Source organism: Glutamicibacter sp. AOP12-B1-11, assembly GCF_052379245.1.
Taxonomy (GTDB): domain Bacteria; phylum Actinomycetota; class Actinomycetes; order Actinomycetales; family Micrococcaceae; genus Glutamicibacter.
Genome location: NZ_JBQSYL010000017.1, coordinates 50,136 through 64,830, shown reverse-complemented (window position 1 = coordinate 64,830; position 14,695 = coordinate 50,136). Strand labels below are relative to the sequence as shown.

Below are 14,695 nucleotides of genomic sequence, written 5' to 3'. Positions count from 1 at the left end.
GCACGGTCGAGCCTGCCCTTTGGGGGATCAGGGCTCGGCCGGGCTGCCGAAGGAGGCCAAGGCGGCCAATGCTTCGCGCTCCTCGGCGCCCAGCAGATGCCCGTAGTATTCGAATAGGCTGCTGCGCGCCAGATGCTCCGCCAGATGTGCATCCTTTTGCTCGATGGCCGCAAACACCTCGGCGTGATGATCGATGGTGCGCAGCATCAGTGCATGGTCATCCGAGCTTTGCTCGATGCGCGAGGCGATGAGCTGTTCAATTGATTGGCGCACGGCTTCGCCGGAGATCTGCAACAAGGCATGGCCACTGGCCTTGGCGACGACATCATGGAAATCGAGGTCAGCTTCGCTGAAGGCCATTTGGCCCTGCAGGCGCGCGGCCCGCATGCGCGCCATCGCCTTTTCCAGCTGCAAGAGATCGGCATCCGTGCGCCTCGTCGCGGCGAGCGAGTTCGCCGAGGACTCCAGGGTCATGCGGTAGATGAGCAGATCGGCAAGGCTGGAGGCGGAAGTATGGGTGAGCCGGGTGATCATTTTGCGCAGCGGCGTGGCCGTAGGGGAAAGCACCACCGCTCCGCGCGGATCACCCGGGCGGGAGGCGATCATGCCGCTGCTTTCAAGCACCCGCATCGCTTCGCGCACCGAGGACCGGCTGATCTGGAAACGGGTCACCAGTTCGCGCTCGCCGGGCAGGTGGTCGCCGATTTTCAGCTCCCCGGCGAGCACCTGATTCTCGATATGGCTGACAATCGCCTCGAAGGCGCGGGTCTTCGCCGCGGCCGGAGCTTCGGGTGTCTGCGGCAACTTAAAATCCTTTCCCTCAGGGTTCTCGCTGCACCCCCCCAGCTGGTGTGCAGGCTAATTTGGCGGGGTGAAGCGTCCGTCGATTGCGGTCCAGCCGCCGTCGACCGTCAGCACCGAGCCGGTGACAAAACTTGAGGCCGCCGAGGCCAGGTATACGATGGCCCCGGCCATTTCTTCGGGTTTGGCCCAGCGTCCCAGTGCGCTCTTCTCGGAATAGGCGTTGTACCACTGTTCGTTCGCCTTGATCTGGCTGGTCAGCGGGGTCTCCACAACGCCAGGGGCAATGACGTTAACGCGGACTGACTGGCCGCCGAACTCGGCCGCGGCGGTGCGCACCAGCTGGACCAGCGCCGCCTTGGTGGCCGCGTAGACGCTCTGCCCGGGCTCGACGACCGTGGCGCGGATGGAGGCGATGCCGATAATCGACCCGCCGCCGTTGGCCGCCATCCGCGGGGCGAAGGCCTGGAGCAGTGCGAAGGAGGCGCGCAGGTTCAGATTCACCACGCGATCGAATTCTTCCATGGAGTAGTCCACGATGCGCTTGCGAACGTTGGTGGCCGCGGTGAAAACCAGCGCGCTGATGTCGCTGTATTCGGCGGCTGCCGCCCGTACTGCCTGGAAATCCAGGACATCGAGTTCCAGCACGGAAGCGTTCGCGCCGAGTTCGCCGGCGGTGACCTGGACCGCTGCCAGGTCGCGATCGGCGCAGATGACCGCGGCGCCATGGGCGCCGAGAGCCAGCGCGGCCTCGCGGCCAATGCCGCTGCCTGCGCCAATCACCAGGACGCGGCGGCCGGAAAACTGAAACAACTGCGTGTAATCCATCGATGAATCTTTCTCTGAGGACTGCTAGTTACGGCCTGATCATGGCCATGCGGGTCACGGTGAATTCTTCGATGGCGAAGCGCGGTCCCTCGCGGCCTATGCCTGAATCCTTGACCCCGCCATAGGGCATGATGTCGGAACGGAAGCCCGGAATTTCGTTGACTACCACCCCGCCGACTTCCAGCTCATCGATGGCCCGGAACGCGGTTTTCAGGCAGGTGCTGTAGATCGCCGCCTGCAGGCCATAGCGCGAATCATTGACCAGTTCGAAGGCGGTGTCCAGATCCGGGACAGTGCGCAGGCAGATCACCGGCCCGAAAATTTCCTCGCACCACAGCTGCGCATCGGTGGGCACGCCGCTCATCACCGTGGGCCGGATGGCCCCGTCGCGCACCTCGCCGCCGCTCAGCACCTGCGCGCCGCGTTCGACGGCGGCGGTGATCCAAGCCATGATGCGCTGGGTGGAGGCTTCGTTGATCACCGGCGCCACGCGGGTGTCGGCCGAGCGGGGGTCGCCCACGATGACCTCGGAGATGCGGGCGAGCAGCTGCCGTTCAAATTCCTTGGCGATTTTTTGATCGAGGAGCACCCGCTGCACCGAGATGCAGGCCTGTCCATTGGCATAGAACCCACCGCGAAGCACCGCGTCCACCGCGTCCGGGATCACCGCGTCGGCGGCCACGATGAAGCCGGTGTTGGATCCCAGCTCGAGCACCGCCTTGCGTGGTGCCGCGTTTTTCGCGATCTGGTGGCCTACCGCGGCGGAGCCGGTGAAGGAGACGACGGCCGAGCGCGGGTCGCCGACGAGTAGCTCCCCGACCTCGATCCCGCCGGTGACCAGCTGCACCGCCGCGGCACTGACCCGATGCTCGGCAAGCGCCTCGCGGATCAGGTGGACCGCCCACAGGGTGGCCAAAGGGGTGTTGGGGGCGGGCTTGAGAACGATGGGGCAGCCGGCGGCGAGGGCCGGAGCCAGCTTGTGGCTTGCCAGCAGCAGCGGGTAGTTGAATCCGGCGATGCCAATGACAATTCCTGCCGGCTTGCGGGTCCAGTAGCCGATCATTCCCGCACCGGATGGCTGAAGGTCCAGCGGGACAGTTTCGCCATGGGCGTGGGCGACCTCTTCGGCCGCCGCGGCCCAGGTAGTCAGGGTTCTTGCGACCTCAACGCGGCAGTCGACCAGCGGCTTGCCGGTTTCCAGCACCAGCAGGTTTTCCAGCTCTTCGCGATGGGCGGCGAGTTTCTCGTGAACCGCAAGCAGAATTGCCCGTCGGGTTCCGGTGCTCAGCCGCGCGATTTCCTTGGCGACTGCCTGCGCCGCATCGAGCGCTTGGCTCGCATGCTCGGTGGTGCCGACGGGAGCCTGGGCAACGATCGACGAATCGTAGGGGAAAACGACTGGTGCGGAGCTTTCGCACGGAACCCACGCGTCACCAATGGGCAAGCCATCCGGAAAGGCCTTTGAATAAGTGGACACCGTTCCTGCTTTCGCGTCGTCGACTATCAGAAGCACTACTGGTCTGACCAGTAGATGACCAAAGCTAATCAGTGATCTAGCTCGCAGTCAATGGATTTTGCCTAAATGGCACCAACTATTGCAAAAACTCCTAAATTCATTGACATGTGGTGATGCACCGGGAACAGTGATTCTCACCAAATAACTTCTGGATACCAACAATCGCGGGCAACCGCCGGAGCACGAGGCGGTGACGATGACTTCCGAATGGCGGAGCAATGTCTCCCTGGCCCGGGAAACCGCGGGAGTAATCAGCGAACGCGTATTCTCCGGGCGCTACCATCCCGGACAGGTTCTTGCGCAGAGCAAGCTGTCCCAAGAGCTGGGCTTGAGCCGCACCCCATTGCGGGAAGCATTGAGCCTGCTTGAGCGAGAGGGAATCATCTGCATCGACGCGGGCGGCCGCGCGACGGTCCGGAGCATGGCCGGAAGCCAACTCCGCGAGGCGCTGGTCTTTCGCGAATTGCTCGAATCCGCGGCGTGCAAAATGGTGTGCGGCCAACTGCCCGAAACGGTGCTGGATGATCTTCAGCGGTTGATCCAGCAGGCCCGCACCGGTGATCAACGCCCGATGTCCAGATTCCACCTGGCACTTCTCGACGCTTCGGACAACAGCCACCTGCAAAGCTTTTCGGGCTTGGTGCGGATGACCGAAGAAGTCATCCTTCCCGGCCTCGGACGGCACGGGCAGGCATTTGAAAATTCGCTGTCCGACTTAGCGAAGCTTGTCCTCGCCCTATGCGAAGGTGCTAGCGGCAGGGCTCTGCAGCACCTCTCCGAGTACTTCCAAAAGCAATTAGCTCTCCTGGACAATTCTGAAAGGCATTCCGCGTGAAAACTTATAACATTGCAGCAATTCCCGGAGACGGCATCGGCCCCGAGGTCATGGACGGGTCGCTGAAAGTACTGGCCGCGGCTCAGCAGGCGTTTGGGTTTGCGCTTCAGCTGACTAAATATGAGGCGGGGGCACAGCATTACCTGCAGACCGGAGAATTATGGGGCCCCGAACTTGCCGAACAACTTCGCGGTCACGAGGCAATTCTTTTCGGCGCCATGGGCGACCCCGCGGTGGAACCCGGGATCCTCGAGCGCGGTTTCATCTTGGCGATGCGCCAGGAATTCGAGCAAGCCGTGAACCTGCGTCCGGTAAAGCTCTATCCGGGTGTGGCAACGCCCATCGCCGGGCTGACTCCCGAACGCTGCGATCTGGTGATCGTCCGGGAGAACACCGAGGGCGCCTATGTGGGCCAGGGGTCCACCATTCACGCAAACACCGAGCACACCGTGGCGGTGCAAGAATCGGTTAATACCCGTGCGGGCATCACACGAGTGGTCGAATACTCATTCAAATTAGCCGCTAGCCGGCGCGGAAAACTCACCCTGTGCCATAAGAAAAATATCCTCATCGAAGCCGGCAAGCTATGGCAGGAAGTGGTCACGCAGGTCGGGGCACGCTACCCGCAGGTCGAAGTGGACTATGTCCATGTAGACGCTATGTGCTTCCACCTGCCGGTAGCTCCGGAACGATTCGACGTGGTGGTCACGGATAACCTGTTCGGCGATATCATCACCGATTTGGGTGCGGTGATCCAGGGCGGACTCGGCGTGGCAGCCAGCGCGAACCTGAACCTCGACGGATCGGCCCCGAGCATGTTCGAAGCCATCCACGGTTCGGCCCCAGACATCGCTGGCAAGGGGTGGGCTAATCCCGTTGGCGCCATTTTGTCCGCGGCCATGCTGCTGGCGCATCTGGGCGAAACTCAAGCGGCACTGGCCATCGAATCCGCCGCGGTGCACGTGCTCGGTGAACTCCCGGTGCTCGCCGGCCCGGATATGGGAATGGATACCGCAGGGATCGCCGAGGCGATTGCGCTTCAGGTTTCGCAGGACTTCGAGAAGGTGGGCGGCCACTCGGTGATGAACAGCCTGGCCGAGGTGCGCTGAGCGAGAATTGCGGACTGTCGCTGATCGTCGGCCCGGGGCAGGCCTGCTTGGCGATTCGCGCGCACCAAGGCGAGCCCGAACGACATGTGGCGGTAAGGCTTCGTTTGCCGCTAGGTCATTGGCTGGTCAATTGCCGACGGTAGCGTAGCCAGTCATGAGTCGGCTATTTGTAGCAATCGGGGATTCGTTCACCGAGGGTGTGGGGGATTGGGAACCTCGCCTGCCCAATGGGGTGCGTGGCTGGGCGGATCGAGTGGCTAAGCAGCTCTCCAAAGAAGATCCCGGGTGGCGCTACGCCAACCTTGCTATCCGCAGCCGCCGGCTGGATCGAATCATCGAAGAGCAGATCGAACCGGCCCTTGCCATGAACCCGGATGTCATCAGCTTTTATGCCGGCGGAAATGACATTCTGGAGTTTCGCAAGGACCTGGATGCGGTGCTGGCAAATTACACTGCCGCGGTGGAGCGGCTGGCAACCTCCGGGGCCCAAATTTTGCTGTTTACCGGCTTCGACATCCCGGTGCACCCGATGCTTGCTCCGTTTAAGCGGCGCAACTGGAAATTCAACGATCGTGTCCGGGAGCTAGCACGTCAGCACGGTGACACGGTCACGTTGGTGGACTACTGGGAATGGGAGGTCTACAGGGATCGGCGCATGTGGGACGTCGACAAGCTGCATATGAATCGGGCCGGGCATCGCTACATGGCCATCAGGGTTTTAGAGATCCTGGGGGCCAACCATCAGCTTGCATTCGAAGACTTCGGCGACATCGAGCGGGTATCTCCGGTGCAGGCGGTGCGTCGCGACGTGGAGTGGCTGCGACAGTGGGTCCTGCCGATGTTCGGACGCAGAATTCGCGGGGTGACCTTGGGAGATGAGCTCGAACCGAGATGGCAGCAGCCGATCCGTCCGGCGGACGGCATGAAGAAGCTATACCGCAAGGGGCTGCAGAAAAAGGCCAGGCGGCACGCTAAAACGCCGGATTAGCGAGATCAGCAATCAGGGGTCCCGCCGCGGCCCCAACGGACCAGCGGCAGAACCCCTGTTAGCCGATTGTTGAACTAGCCTCCAGGATTCTCCATGGCTTCCGGGCTCATCCATGCGATTTCCCAGACGTGTCCGTCGGGATCCTTCACGGCCGCTTGGTACATTCCCGGGAACGGCTCGTCTGCCGCGCGGTAGATGCTCCCTCCGCCGGTCTGGGCATTGGCCACGAACTCGTCCACGCCCTCCCGGGTGTCAGCCGAGATGGCGTTGAGGGTCTCGCGGTGCGGTGCGCCCAGTGCGGGCACGTCTCCATCGACGAGGAAGCTGGCAAAGAATTCCTGGACCAGCACCATCACGGTGATGTTATCGCTGATCATCCAGGAGGAAGCATTCTCGTCAGAGAAGACCGGGTTCTTCTCGAACCCCAACGAAGCGTAGAAAGTGTCCGCCTTGGCTAGGTCAGCGGTGGGTAAATTGACGAAGATCATCCGGCTCATACTCAATACCTCGTTCGGTTGGGGGAAAGGCGCTTAATGCGTCCGGCACTTACTTTGCCCTACCAAGTCACGCGGAACAAGAGGTAATGTATGCAAATTTTCGGGACGCAAATTGAGCCTTGATGCGAAACGGCCCCGATCCTCGTCACGAGGATCGGGGCCGTTTCCACACCGCCAACCGGGTAATGGCTGAAGGCATCCGCTGGAAGTTAGATAAGAGCCTTGGTGATTTCCAGGGGAATACGGTCACGGGTGTAGGTGATGTGGTCATAGCCGTGTGGTTCTGGCTTGCCGTCTTCGCCGATGTTCACGAACACAATCTTCTCGATGGTCAGGATGGATTCCTGGGTGAAGATGTTGCGTACCTCGGCACGCAGCGTGACCGAGGTGCGACCGAAGTCGATGGCGGTCAGGCCCATCTCAATGAGGTCGCCTTCCTTGGCGGAAGCGATGAAGTTGATTTCGGACATGAATTTGGTGACCACGTGCTTGTTGCCAAGCTGGATGATCGAGTAGATGGCCGCCTCTTCGTCGATCCAACGCAGCAAGCTTCCGCCGAACAGCGTGCCATTTGCATTGAGGTCTTCGGGGCGAACCCATTTGCGCGTATGAAAAGTAATACCCTTAGCCATACTGAAAATGCTAGGTCAGAATGGGAGTTAACGCTGTAAGGCCGTGCACATTGTCACCGAAAACACACTTTGCTCCACGGTAGGAGCCGCAGCAGCACCACCGCGGAATCGATCAGCTGGCATCGTTGAAGCTGCGCGGCCAGTCGCACTCCGAATTGAAAGATGCCAGCTGAGGTCGCTGTTGGTAGTCTCAAAACAGGTAGTAGGAAACTAATGGCGCCATAGGCAAAGGCAGGTGAAGATGAACTATCCTTCGGAGGGGAATAACGAAACTATTCCTACCGACTTTGACGACGTCGAACAGCAGGTATCCACTGGTGCCCTAGAGCATCAACGCATCGACGAGCTTCTCAAAGAGGCCCATGAACGCTATGCCGATGCGGATGACGGTCTGCTGGCCCACTACATCCCAATCCTCGGCCAAGCTGATCCGAACCTGTTTGGCATTGCCATGTCCCACGTTCGCGGATCCGTGCATGAAGTTGGCGACTGCCGGCATCTCTTTTCCATCCAGTCAATCTCCAAGATGTTCGTCTACGCTTTGGTCGTGCAGGAGCATGGGCGCGAACTCGTGCGCGAGCGCATCGGGGTGAACAACACCGGGATGTCCTTCAACTCGGTGATGGCCGTTGAGCTGAATAATGGGCACCCGATGAATCCGATGGTGAACGCCGGAGCGATTGCCACCACCGAAATGATTCCCGGCAAGACCGCAGCGAAGAAGTGGGAGAACGTCAGGGAAGGGCTCTCGGCATTCGCCGGCCGCGCGCTGTCCCTGGATGACGAGGTCTACCACTCCGAGTCGCTGGCCAACGAACGAAACAAGGCTTTGGGCCGTTTGCTCAAGAGCTACGGGCGTCTCGAGGGGGACCCGTTGGATGCCGTGGATACCTATACCAAGCAGTGTTCGCTGAATGTCACCGCCTACGACCTTGCCGTCATGGGCGCGACGCTGGCCGACGGCGGGGTTAACCCGGTGACCGGAAAACAGGTAGTTGATGCGGATGTCTGCCGTGACACCTTGGCCGCTGTGGCGTCGAACGGCCTCTACGAGCGTTCGGGCGAATGGCTCTTTGAAATCGGCATACCAGCCAAATCCGGAGTTTCCGGAGGCATCGTGGCTGTAGCGCCCGGCAAAGGCGCCATTGGCGCCTTTTCGCCACCCTTGGATATGGCTGGCAACTCGGTTCGGGCACAGCTGGCCATTGGGCAGCTTTCGCGCGCCATGGGGTTGAACCTATTTGCGTCGGCTCCGAATCTAGAACGCTGACTTTAATTATTCGATGCGATGGCAGCTCTAGAAGGAGTTATCTACTTGGCCAATAATTTATAGCCGGTCGGGTATTGGGTAACAGGCTAGCGGTGGCACATGGAGTTAGGCGATATAATTTAGTATCTAGATATCCTCTAAAGTCACTACTCAGCACGGATTAGCTTGGAAACATCTGATTGTGCTTCAGGTGGCGGGAGAAAACCCCGCGAGAAATCCTCGAGCTCGTCCGAAGCCAAGAAGTCTTCGCGCTAAAAGCAAGTTGAATTTGCTCCTAAATACGCTTTACTGAAGGTAGGTGCCATCGCAGGCACTCCTACTTTGAGGATGCGGAGCATATGAAGAAAGTAACCAAGGCGACTGTAGCGGCCGTTGCCGCGGGTGCCCTATTGCTCGGTGGCGCCGGTACGGTGGCACGCTGGCAATCACAGCAGACGGTAGACGCAGGCGTGGTTGAGACCGGCCACCTGAACCTGACTCTGGGCGCCGACGGCGTTTGGCAAGATGTCAGCAACGCGGCAGCGCCGGAGCCCTTCAACCCTGCAACACAGCAGCTTGTACCTGGCGATACGGTGACCTACAGCCAGACCGTCGCAATTGACGCCGAGGGCAAGAATATTGCCGGTGTCTTGAGCATTGCCGAAGCCGAGACCGTGCTGGGCGCGCTGGAAGGCTTTGTGACCGTGGGGCTTGAAGTTGACGCCTCGGCCACTGGCATCACGGAAGAACCTGACGGCACGCTGAGTTTTGCCGAGCCAGGTACCTACAACGTTCCGGTGTTGATTACCGTTGCCTTTGCCGAAGGAGCCGTAGGCGACACGCCGCCGTCAACCTATGACCAGCCACTTGACTTGGGCGACCTGACCTTGACCTTGGATCAAGTCCGCTCCTAGGCAACGAACGCGGGATAGCCCCTATATGCCCAAGCCTCTGAAGTTTGCGTTGATAGCGGCCGTGCTTTTGGTGCTCGGACTCGGCGCCCAAGGCACGGTCGCTTCGTGGCGCGCAGAAAGCAGTGTGGATCCCGGAACGCTGCAGACCGGATCCTTGCAGTTGCTTGCCGGTGATGGGGTAAACGGTACGCAGCATCACCAGTTCACCAGGCTCAGCAGCGAGAATCTTGTTCCGGGGCAATTCACGCAGGCGCCACTGGTGATCAGCAATGGCGGCACCAGCGATCTGGGCTATCAGTTGGACGGAGCGGTCAACGCGGCAACTTCACCCACTGCCGCTGATATTGCCTTGTCCGAAGCAAGCCAGTTGCGCATTCATGCCGGTATGCCTGCCTCCGCTTGCGAAGCTGGGCAGCCGCTCTCTGGCGAGCAACTCTATGCAGGGTCGCTAGGGGATGCTGCGGAGTTTGCAGCGCCCAGACCGTTGCCGGCCGAAAGCGCTGGGGGCGAAGAAACCCTATGCGTGCGAGTCTCGCTTCCTGCTGGCGCGTCCCAGACAGCAGCCGGCGGGAAGCTGGAACTCAGGCTGGGCTTTGTCGGGCAGCAGCGATGACCGTGCAAACACGAGCGGAGCTCAGAAAAGAACGTGAAAAGACTGGCCTGTTTTGGTGGAGCGGACAACTTGCCTCTTGGTTTGCCCTCTTCGTTGTGCTGGCTTTGATCGCCGTCATGATCGTAATCCCAAAACTCGGCGGTGCCACAGCCTATACCGTGCTGACAGGTTCCATGCGGCCAGAGTTCCCTCCTGGGTCGTTAATCGTAGTGCGGCCTGCAGATACGGAAGAGATCCGGATTGGCGATGTGGTGACCTACCAGCTGAAGTCCGGAGAGCCTGAGGTGGTGACCCACCGGGTCGCCGCCGTTAGCTCGACCTTGTCGGGGGAAACCCAGTTCACCCTGCGCGGGGATGCAAACAACACCGATGACGATCCGGTAAGGCCAGAGCAGATCAGGGGCAAGCTCTGGTACTCGATGCCATTGCTCGGTTTCATCAATTCGGCCATTTCCGGCCAGCAGCGCACTTGGCTGACCTGGGCTGCCGCAGGGGGCCTGCTGGCCTACTCGATGATCATGTTCGCCGGAGCTTGGCGCGAGAATCAACGAAAGGAACGGACATGACTATTCGTCTTCACCCGGTCCTTTTGAAAGCCTCGACGGCAGCCCTCATCGCATGTCTGAGTGCCGCCCCCGTCCATGCCCGGGGCGATCAAGACATTACCGGTGGCTTGAGCTATAGCAGTGATGGCAGGAATTTTTCACAGGCCCCACCGCCGCTGTTCGGCGGGGAGCCCGTCCTGGTGCCGGGCGATGAAGTCATTGGCGCACTGTGGATTCGAAACGACCGCGGCCTGGAGATAGAAGTTAGCGTGCAACCCAAGGATCCAGCAGCTCACACGCAAATCTATTTCGAGACAATCGGCTTGTCACGCTTCCGGCTGGAACCGGCGGAAGCGGTCAAAGTGGGACTGCGCATGGGGATGCCGGGGACCGCGACGAACGGGTCGCAAGATCAGGAAGAGCGTTCTCTGCAGGTGCAGATCAACGCGGTCGAAACCGGCAAAGGCAAGACGCCGGAGCCCGAACCGTCGCAACCACCACGAGAAACCGACGCGCCCCCAGAAGCTTCTCCCGAAAAGAATACGCCGGATCAGCGGGATCAGCTTGGCGATACGGGGTTCAGCGGAGGGTTAGCAGTATTGGGAATCGGTGCATTGGCCGCAGGCTGTGCGGCCGTCATGCTCTCGTGGAGACAGAAACGAACTGAAGCAATAAGGGATGATGGCAAACGATGAGCACCCGATCTATGCGTATCAAGGCGATCCTGTCCATGGGAATTCTCGTGGGATTTGGCGCGGTCTCCACGTTGGCTGCGTGGACCGGCACCGCCACCGCGACCTCCAATATCAGTTCCGCTACTGTCGCCCTTGGAGTCGGCGCAACGGCAGGTGCAGCGAACGCAACTACCTATCAGATGCCTATTACCGGCAGTAATTTGTATCCGGGCACCAGCGCGGCATCCACGGTGGTTGTGAAAAATACGGGAACCATATCGGCTCCGTATACGGTTCAGGGAAAGATCACCGAATCAGGTGCTTCCACCCTGGGCGCGGGGCTGAACATCTCCGTCAAGATTGGCGCAACCATCAGCGGCAGCGGCACCAACGTCACGTGTTCAGGTGGAACGACCATAGTCTCCAAGAGCGCCGGTGCGCAGTTCACCGGCTCATCGACTCCACGTACCTTGGAATCTGGTGCCTCAGAGTCGCTTTGCATCCAATATGCATTGCCGACAACAGCTGCCAACTCCCTGCAGGGCGCAACGACAAGCATTGGCCTGGCCTTCACCTCAACGGTTGGTTCCTAGCATGGGGAATCATAAGTCCAAAAGAAATCGGGGCACGGGCCTCTCAGCATTCCAGCGGATCGTATTGAACGTAGGGGCGGCACTGGGTTCCCTATGCCTGATCATGACGGTCGCAACCATGATTTTTGGTCTAAAGCCCTTGATTTTTGCCTCCGGCTCCATGGAGCCGTCGATTCCGACGGGTTCCTTAGGGATCGCAGTGCCCACTGCTATCCACGAGATCAACCAGGACGAAATTGTCTCGGTGATAAATAGCGAAAATCAACGCATAACGCATCGGGTCGTCGAGAACTCAGATGCCGGTCTGGTGCTCAAGGGAGATTCCAACCCCATCCCAGATCTCGAAATGTACCACGCGAGCACCGTCGATAAGCTTCTTCTCAGCATTCCTGTATTGGGCTATGCCGTTTCTTGGCTCAGCCAGCCTTGGGCATTTTTTCTCGGGGGACTGCTCTGTGCCTATCTGCTCTACATAGCCTTCGTTAGAAGCACCAACGATCGTGGAAGTGATCCTGGCAATACGAGTGAAGCAAGAAAGAACGCGTCCGAGATGCAAGCCTCGGTCGAAGACGCAACCGGGTCGGCTCACAGATGGTCGAAACGCAAATCGATACGTGGGATCGCGGGCCTTGGTGCTCTTCTGCTCGTCAGCACGCTGATTGTCGGCACACCGAAGATCGAAATGACTCAGGCCGCCTTCGCGGGCAATGCGACGTCTACGTCATCGCCCGTTGCCGCCAGCCTGCCAGCAATCCCCGGCGCCCTGACCTGCACGACGGTTGGCGGCGTGCTGGGCGCCGCTACCAGTGCTGACGTGTCCTGGCCCGCGCCGGCTATGCCTGGTGGTGCTAAATATGCGGTTCGGGTGCAGTTCAATTCCGGTGATGTTCGTTTTCTAAACGTCAACGCTGGCACTACTTCGGTGAGGTTTAGCGCCGGGCTGAGTCTGCTCGGAGCAATCCTCGGTGCTGCCCAGACATTTGAAGCCAAGGTGCTCGTCGTGACAACAACTGATGGAGCTGCGGTCACCGAAATGGGCAGCAACATCGGATGGTCCTCGCCGGTGGCTACGGCGCCGAAAACGACAATTCGATACCGGCCGGGAATTTTGCTGATCAACGATTTCTCGTGCGCGTAGTCCGCCCAAACGCCACCCATGGGAAATCGGAGAACTACAAGAACTTTCGCTCAAACCCGGATAGCACGATTTTCAATCCGGCAGAGAAGGCCGTCGCCGGCCTGCCTTCTACATTCAAGCCGGCGTCCAAGGCGTCGCTAAATGCGGTAGATGCTTCGCTGCTCACTAGCCAGACTTCCTTGGGCGCGGCGGCATCCAACGCGGAGCCCAGGACAAACGAATCAATGATGGTGATCGCTTGCAGGCGTTCCTTGGGTGCAAATCCAGCCATGGCAAACGCTTCAGCCAGCGCTTCATAGACTCGCAGCGTCGTTTGGTCGCGGACCGTGTGGCTTGTGAAGAGCGGAATCAATTTTGGGTGCTTGGCGTAGGAGGCCCAATACTCCGTGGCGATCTGCCGAACTGCCTCCTGCCAATCAACCCGGTCCAGATCGGGTAGTTGAATTTCGGACATCGCGCGCCCGCGCATCAGTTCAATGATCTCGGCCTTGCCATCTACGTGGTTGTAGAGCGAAGATGCAGTCACCGAGAGTGCTTTGGCCAGTTGCGGCAGGGTGAACTCGCCATGTGCGTCGACAAGTTTGAGCGCGGCGTCGGCAATCGCAGTTGCGCTGAGCTTTGGTTTCGACGGCCTAGCCATGCGGGCTTCCTTTGCTTCGAGACTCTTTGACTAGAGCATACACAGATTAAACGAAAATCATTCGTTAAACTCCTTGATTTTGGATATGACTTAGGTCTAACCTGAAAACGAATAGCATTCGTTAAACATCCTGAGGTGACCTAAAATGCAAGAAGTCCTCGCCCTGAATCCACCGGTCTCTCCGGCGCGTGCCGGAGAAAAAGTACGTGGTGACATCACCGTCGCCCTAGTGCAGCATCGCTGGCATGAAGATCGCCAAGCCCTGGAAGCGGAGCTTGAAGATGGGATCCGGCGAGCGGCGAACCATGGCGCACAAATCGTATTCCTGCCGGAACTGACGCTGAGCAAATACCCGGCATTCGAAGTCCCGGATACGGCTGCCGCCGATGCGTCTGCAGAAGAGCTGCTGACCGGTCCAACTTTTACCTTCGCCGCGCAGATGGCCGCCAAGCACCAGATCAACGTGCATATCTCCTTGTATCGCAAGGCGCCTTCGCACGATGGCCTGGGGCTGAACACCGCGATTGTCGTGTCGCCGGAGGGCGAACTGGTGGCGACCACGAATAAGCTGCATATTCCGCGTACCGCCGGATACTACGAGGATAAATACTTCCGCGAAGGCCCCAACGAGGAGCCCTATCCGGTGCACCGCATCCCGGGCCTGGAAGATCTGGCCATGGGACTGCCCACTTGCTGGGATGAGTGGTTCAGCGAACCACCGCGCATCTACTCGTTGGCCGGGGCCGACCTGCTGGCCTATCCTACGGCCATCGGGTCTGAACCGGATCACCCGGATTTTGATACCGAACCGCTGTGGCGCCAAACCATTCTCGGCAATGGCATTGCCAACGGTCTTTTCATGGTCGTCCCTAACCGCTGGGGCGACGAAGGAGCGCTGACCTTCTACGGTTCCTCCTTCATCTCCGACCCGTATGGCCGGATTCTGGTCCGCGCCCCGCGCGATGAATCAGCGGTGCTGGTCGCGAGCCTGGACCTGGATGCCCGCCGGGACTGGCTGACGCTCTTCCCATTCCTGCGCACACGCCGCCCGGAAACCTACGCAGCCCTGACCGAAGCGCGCGTTGAGAGCGGACTCGGGGAAGAAGAGCAGACTCGTGCCTAA

The 14,695-nt window shown here is 59.9% G+C and carries 17 protein-coding genes; 11 read left to right on the top strand and 6 right to left on the bottom strand.

All coding sequences use genetic code 11. From position 1 onward, the window contains the following. Positions 1–27: 27 nt before the first annotated feature. Genes ACT3UQ_RS11605 through ACT3UQ_RS11595 form a run of 3 tightly spaced genes read right to left on the bottom strand, consistent with a single transcriptional unit; the run spans position 28 to position 3,106 of the window. A complete protein-coding gene (locus ACT3UQ_RS11605; protein ID WP_105569542.1) occupies positions 28–804 on the bottom strand; it encodes a FadR/GntR family transcriptional regulator in 777 nt (258 codons plus the stop codon). Between the two features lie 54 nt (positions 805–858). Continuing rightward, positions 859–1,629: an SDR family NAD(P)-dependent oxidoreductase gene (locus tag ACT3UQ_RS11600; protein ID WP_105552728.1), complete on the bottom strand. Its 771-nt coding sequence runs from the start codon at positions 1,627–1,629 to the stop codon at positions 859–861. A gap of 28 nt (positions 1,630–1,657) precedes the next feature. Then, positions 1,658–3,106: an aldehyde dehydrogenase family protein gene (locus tag ACT3UQ_RS11595; protein ID WP_444637143.1), complete on the bottom strand. Its 1,449-nt coding sequence runs from the start codon at positions 3,104–3,106 to the stop codon at positions 1,658–1,660. A gap of 235 nt (positions 3,107–3,341) precedes the next feature. Between ACT3UQ_RS11595 and ACT3UQ_RS11590 the strand changes: the two genes are divergently transcribed. From ACT3UQ_RS11590 to ACT3UQ_RS11580, 3 genes are all read left to right on the top strand, one after another. Beyond that, positions 3,342–3,980: a GntR family transcriptional regulator gene (locus tag ACT3UQ_RS11590; protein WP_444637142.1), complete on the top strand. Its 639-nt coding sequence runs from the start codon at positions 3,342–3,344 to the stop codon at positions 3,978–3,980. After that, positions 3,977–5,089, top strand: a complete 1,113-nt coding sequence (locus ACT3UQ_RS11585) for a 3-isopropylmalate dehydrogenase (protein ID WP_444637141.1) — start codon at positions 3,977–3,979, stop codon at positions 5,087–5,089. The genes ACT3UQ_RS11590 and ACT3UQ_RS11585 overlap by 4 nt, the downstream gene beginning before the upstream one ends. Positions 5,090–5,243: 154 nt before the next feature. Next, on the top strand, positions 5,244–6,077 hold the full coding sequence (locus ACT3UQ_RS11580) for an SGNH/GDSL hydrolase family protein (RefSeq protein ID WP_444637140.1): 834 nt from the start codon (positions 5,244–5,246) through the stop codon (positions 6,075–6,077). 74 nt (positions 6,078–6,151) lie between these two features. Here ACT3UQ_RS11580 and ACT3UQ_RS11575 read toward each other — a convergent pair whose 3' ends face one another. Both ACT3UQ_RS11575 and ACT3UQ_RS11570 read right to left on the bottom strand, forming a co-directional pair. Beyond that, positions 6,152–6,574, bottom strand: coding sequence for a VOC family protein (locus ACT3UQ_RS11575; protein ID WP_444637139.1), 423 nt, complete (start codon positions 6,572–6,574; stop codon positions 6,152–6,154). Between the two features lie 209 nt (positions 6,575–6,783). After that, positions 6,784–7,206, bottom strand: coding sequence for an acyl-CoA thioesterase (locus tag ACT3UQ_RS11570; protein WP_105552734.1), 423 nt, complete (start codon positions 7,204–7,206; stop codon positions 6,784–6,786). 241 nt (positions 7,207–7,447) lie between these two features. Between ACT3UQ_RS11570 and glsA the strand changes: the two genes are divergently transcribed. The 7 genes from glsA (at position 7,448) to ACT3UQ_RS11535 (ending at position 12,932) form a co-directional block, all read left to right on the top strand. Continuing rightward, a complete protein-coding gene (glsA, locus tag ACT3UQ_RS11565) occupies positions 7,448–8,476 on the top strand; it encodes a glutaminase A (RefSeq protein WP_105569547.1) in 1,029 nt (342 codons plus the stop codon). A gap of 338 nt (positions 8,477–8,814) precedes the next feature. Beyond that, positions 8,815–9,369 (top strand): alternate-type signal peptide domain-containing protein, encoded by a 555-nt coding sequence (locus ACT3UQ_RS11560; protein ID WP_444637138.1) that lies wholly within the window; start codon positions 8,815–8,817, stop codon positions 9,367–9,369. A 25-nt stretch (positions 9,370–9,394) separates the two neighbouring features. After that, the gene (locus ACT3UQ_RS11555; RefSeq protein ID WP_444637137.1) at positions 9,395–9,982 is read left to right on the top strand and encodes a SipW-dependent-type signal peptide-containing protein; all 588 of its coding nucleotides are present in this window, start codon (positions 9,395–9,397) and stop codon (positions 9,980–9,982) included. Next, entirely contained in the window at positions 9,889–10,548 is a 660-nt protein-coding gene (locus ACT3UQ_RS11550; protein ID WP_444637136.1) for a signal peptidase I, read from the top strand. The genes ACT3UQ_RS11555 and ACT3UQ_RS11550 overlap by 94 nt, the downstream gene beginning before the upstream one ends. Continuing rightward, on the top strand, positions 10,545–11,222 hold the full coding sequence (locus ACT3UQ_RS11545) for a hypothetical protein (RefSeq protein ID WP_444637135.1): 678 nt from the start codon (positions 10,545–10,547) through the stop codon (positions 11,220–11,222). The genes ACT3UQ_RS11550 and ACT3UQ_RS11545 overlap by 4 nt, the downstream gene beginning before the upstream one ends. Next, a complete protein-coding gene (locus ACT3UQ_RS11540; protein WP_146112427.1) occupies positions 11,219–11,794 on the top strand; it encodes a hypothetical protein in 576 nt (191 codons plus the stop codon). Before ACT3UQ_RS11545 ends, ACT3UQ_RS11540 begins: the two co-directional genes overlap by 4 nt. Then, the gene (locus ACT3UQ_RS11535; protein WP_146112428.1) at positions 11,709–12,932 is read left to right on the top strand and encodes a signal peptidase I; all 1,224 of its coding nucleotides are present in this window, start codon (positions 11,709–11,711) and stop codon (positions 12,930–12,932) included. Before ACT3UQ_RS11540 ends, ACT3UQ_RS11535 begins: the two co-directional genes overlap by 86 nt. A gap of 34 nt (positions 12,933–12,966) precedes the next feature. Here the strand turns inward: ACT3UQ_RS11535 and ACT3UQ_RS11530 are convergent, their stop codons facing one another. Beyond that, entirely contained in the window at positions 12,967–13,572 is a 606-nt protein-coding gene (locus tag ACT3UQ_RS11530) for a TetR/AcrR family transcriptional regulator (protein ID WP_105552742.1), read from the bottom strand. Positions 13,573–13,717: 145 nt separating this feature from the next. On the opposite strand from ACT3UQ_RS11530, the gene ACT3UQ_RS11525 reads away from it, so the two are divergent. Continuing rightward, positions 13,718–14,695 (top strand): nitrilase-related carbon-nitrogen hydrolase, encoded by a 978-nt coding sequence (locus tag ACT3UQ_RS11525; RefSeq protein WP_105552743.1) that lies wholly within the window; start codon positions 13,718–13,720, stop codon positions 14,693–14,695.

Excerpts from the sequence above, each read along its gene's own strand:
- ACT3UQ_RS11600 (WP_105552728.1), bottom strand. The coding sequence starts at position 1,629 with ATGGATTACACGCAGTTGTTTCAGTTTTCCGGCCGCCGCGTCCTGGTG.
- ACT3UQ_RS11590 (WP_444637142.1), top strand. The coding sequence starts at position 3,342 with ATGACTTCCGAATGGCGGAGCAATGTCTCCCTGGCCCGGGAAACCGCG.
- ACT3UQ_RS11580 (WP_444637140.1), top strand. The coding sequence starts at position 5,244 with ATGAGTCGGCTATTTGTAGCAATCGGGGATTCGTTCACCGAGGGTGTG.
- ACT3UQ_RS11575 (WP_444637139.1), bottom strand. The coding sequence starts at position 6,574 with ATGAGCCGGATGATCTTCGTCAATTTACCCACCGCTGACCTAGCCAAG.
- ACT3UQ_RS11570 (WP_105552734.1), bottom strand. The coding sequence starts at position 7,206 with ATGGCTAAGGGTATTACTTTTCATACGCGCAAATGGGTTCGCCCCGAA.
- glsA (WP_105569547.1), top strand. The coding sequence starts at position 7,448 with ATGAACTATCCTTCGGAGGGGAATAACGAAACTATTCCTACCGACTTT.
- ACT3UQ_RS11560 (WP_444637138.1), top strand. The coding sequence starts at position 8,815 with ATGAAGAAAGTAACCAAGGCGACTGTAGCGGCCGTTGCCGCGGGTGCC.
- ACT3UQ_RS11555 (WP_444637137.1), top strand. The coding sequence starts at position 9,395 with ATGCCCAAGCCTCTGAAGTTTGCGTTGATAGCGGCCGTGCTTTTGGTG.
- ACT3UQ_RS11550 (WP_444637136.1), top strand. The coding sequence starts at position 9,889 with ATGCGTGCGAGTCTCGCTTCCTGCTGGCGCGTCCCAGACAGCAGCCGG.
- ACT3UQ_RS11545 (WP_444637135.1), top strand. The coding sequence starts at position 10,545 with ATGACTATTCGTCTTCACCCGGTCCTTTTGAAAGCCTCGACGGCAGCC.
- ACT3UQ_RS11540 (WP_146112427.1), top strand. The coding sequence starts at position 11,219 with ATGAGCACCCGATCTATGCGTATCAAGGCGATCCTGTCCATGGGAATT.
- ACT3UQ_RS11535 (WP_146112428.1), top strand. The coding sequence starts at position 11,709 with ATGCATTGCCGACAACAGCTGCCAACTCCCTGCAGGGCGCAACGACAA.
- ACT3UQ_RS11530 (WP_105552742.1), bottom strand. The coding sequence starts at position 13,572 with ATGGCTAGGCCGTCGAAACCAAAGCTCAGCGCAACTGCGATTGCCGAC.
- ACT3UQ_RS11525 (WP_105552743.1), top strand. The coding sequence starts at position 13,718 with ATGCAAGAAGTCCTCGCCCTGAATCCACCGGTCTCTCCGGCGCGTGCC.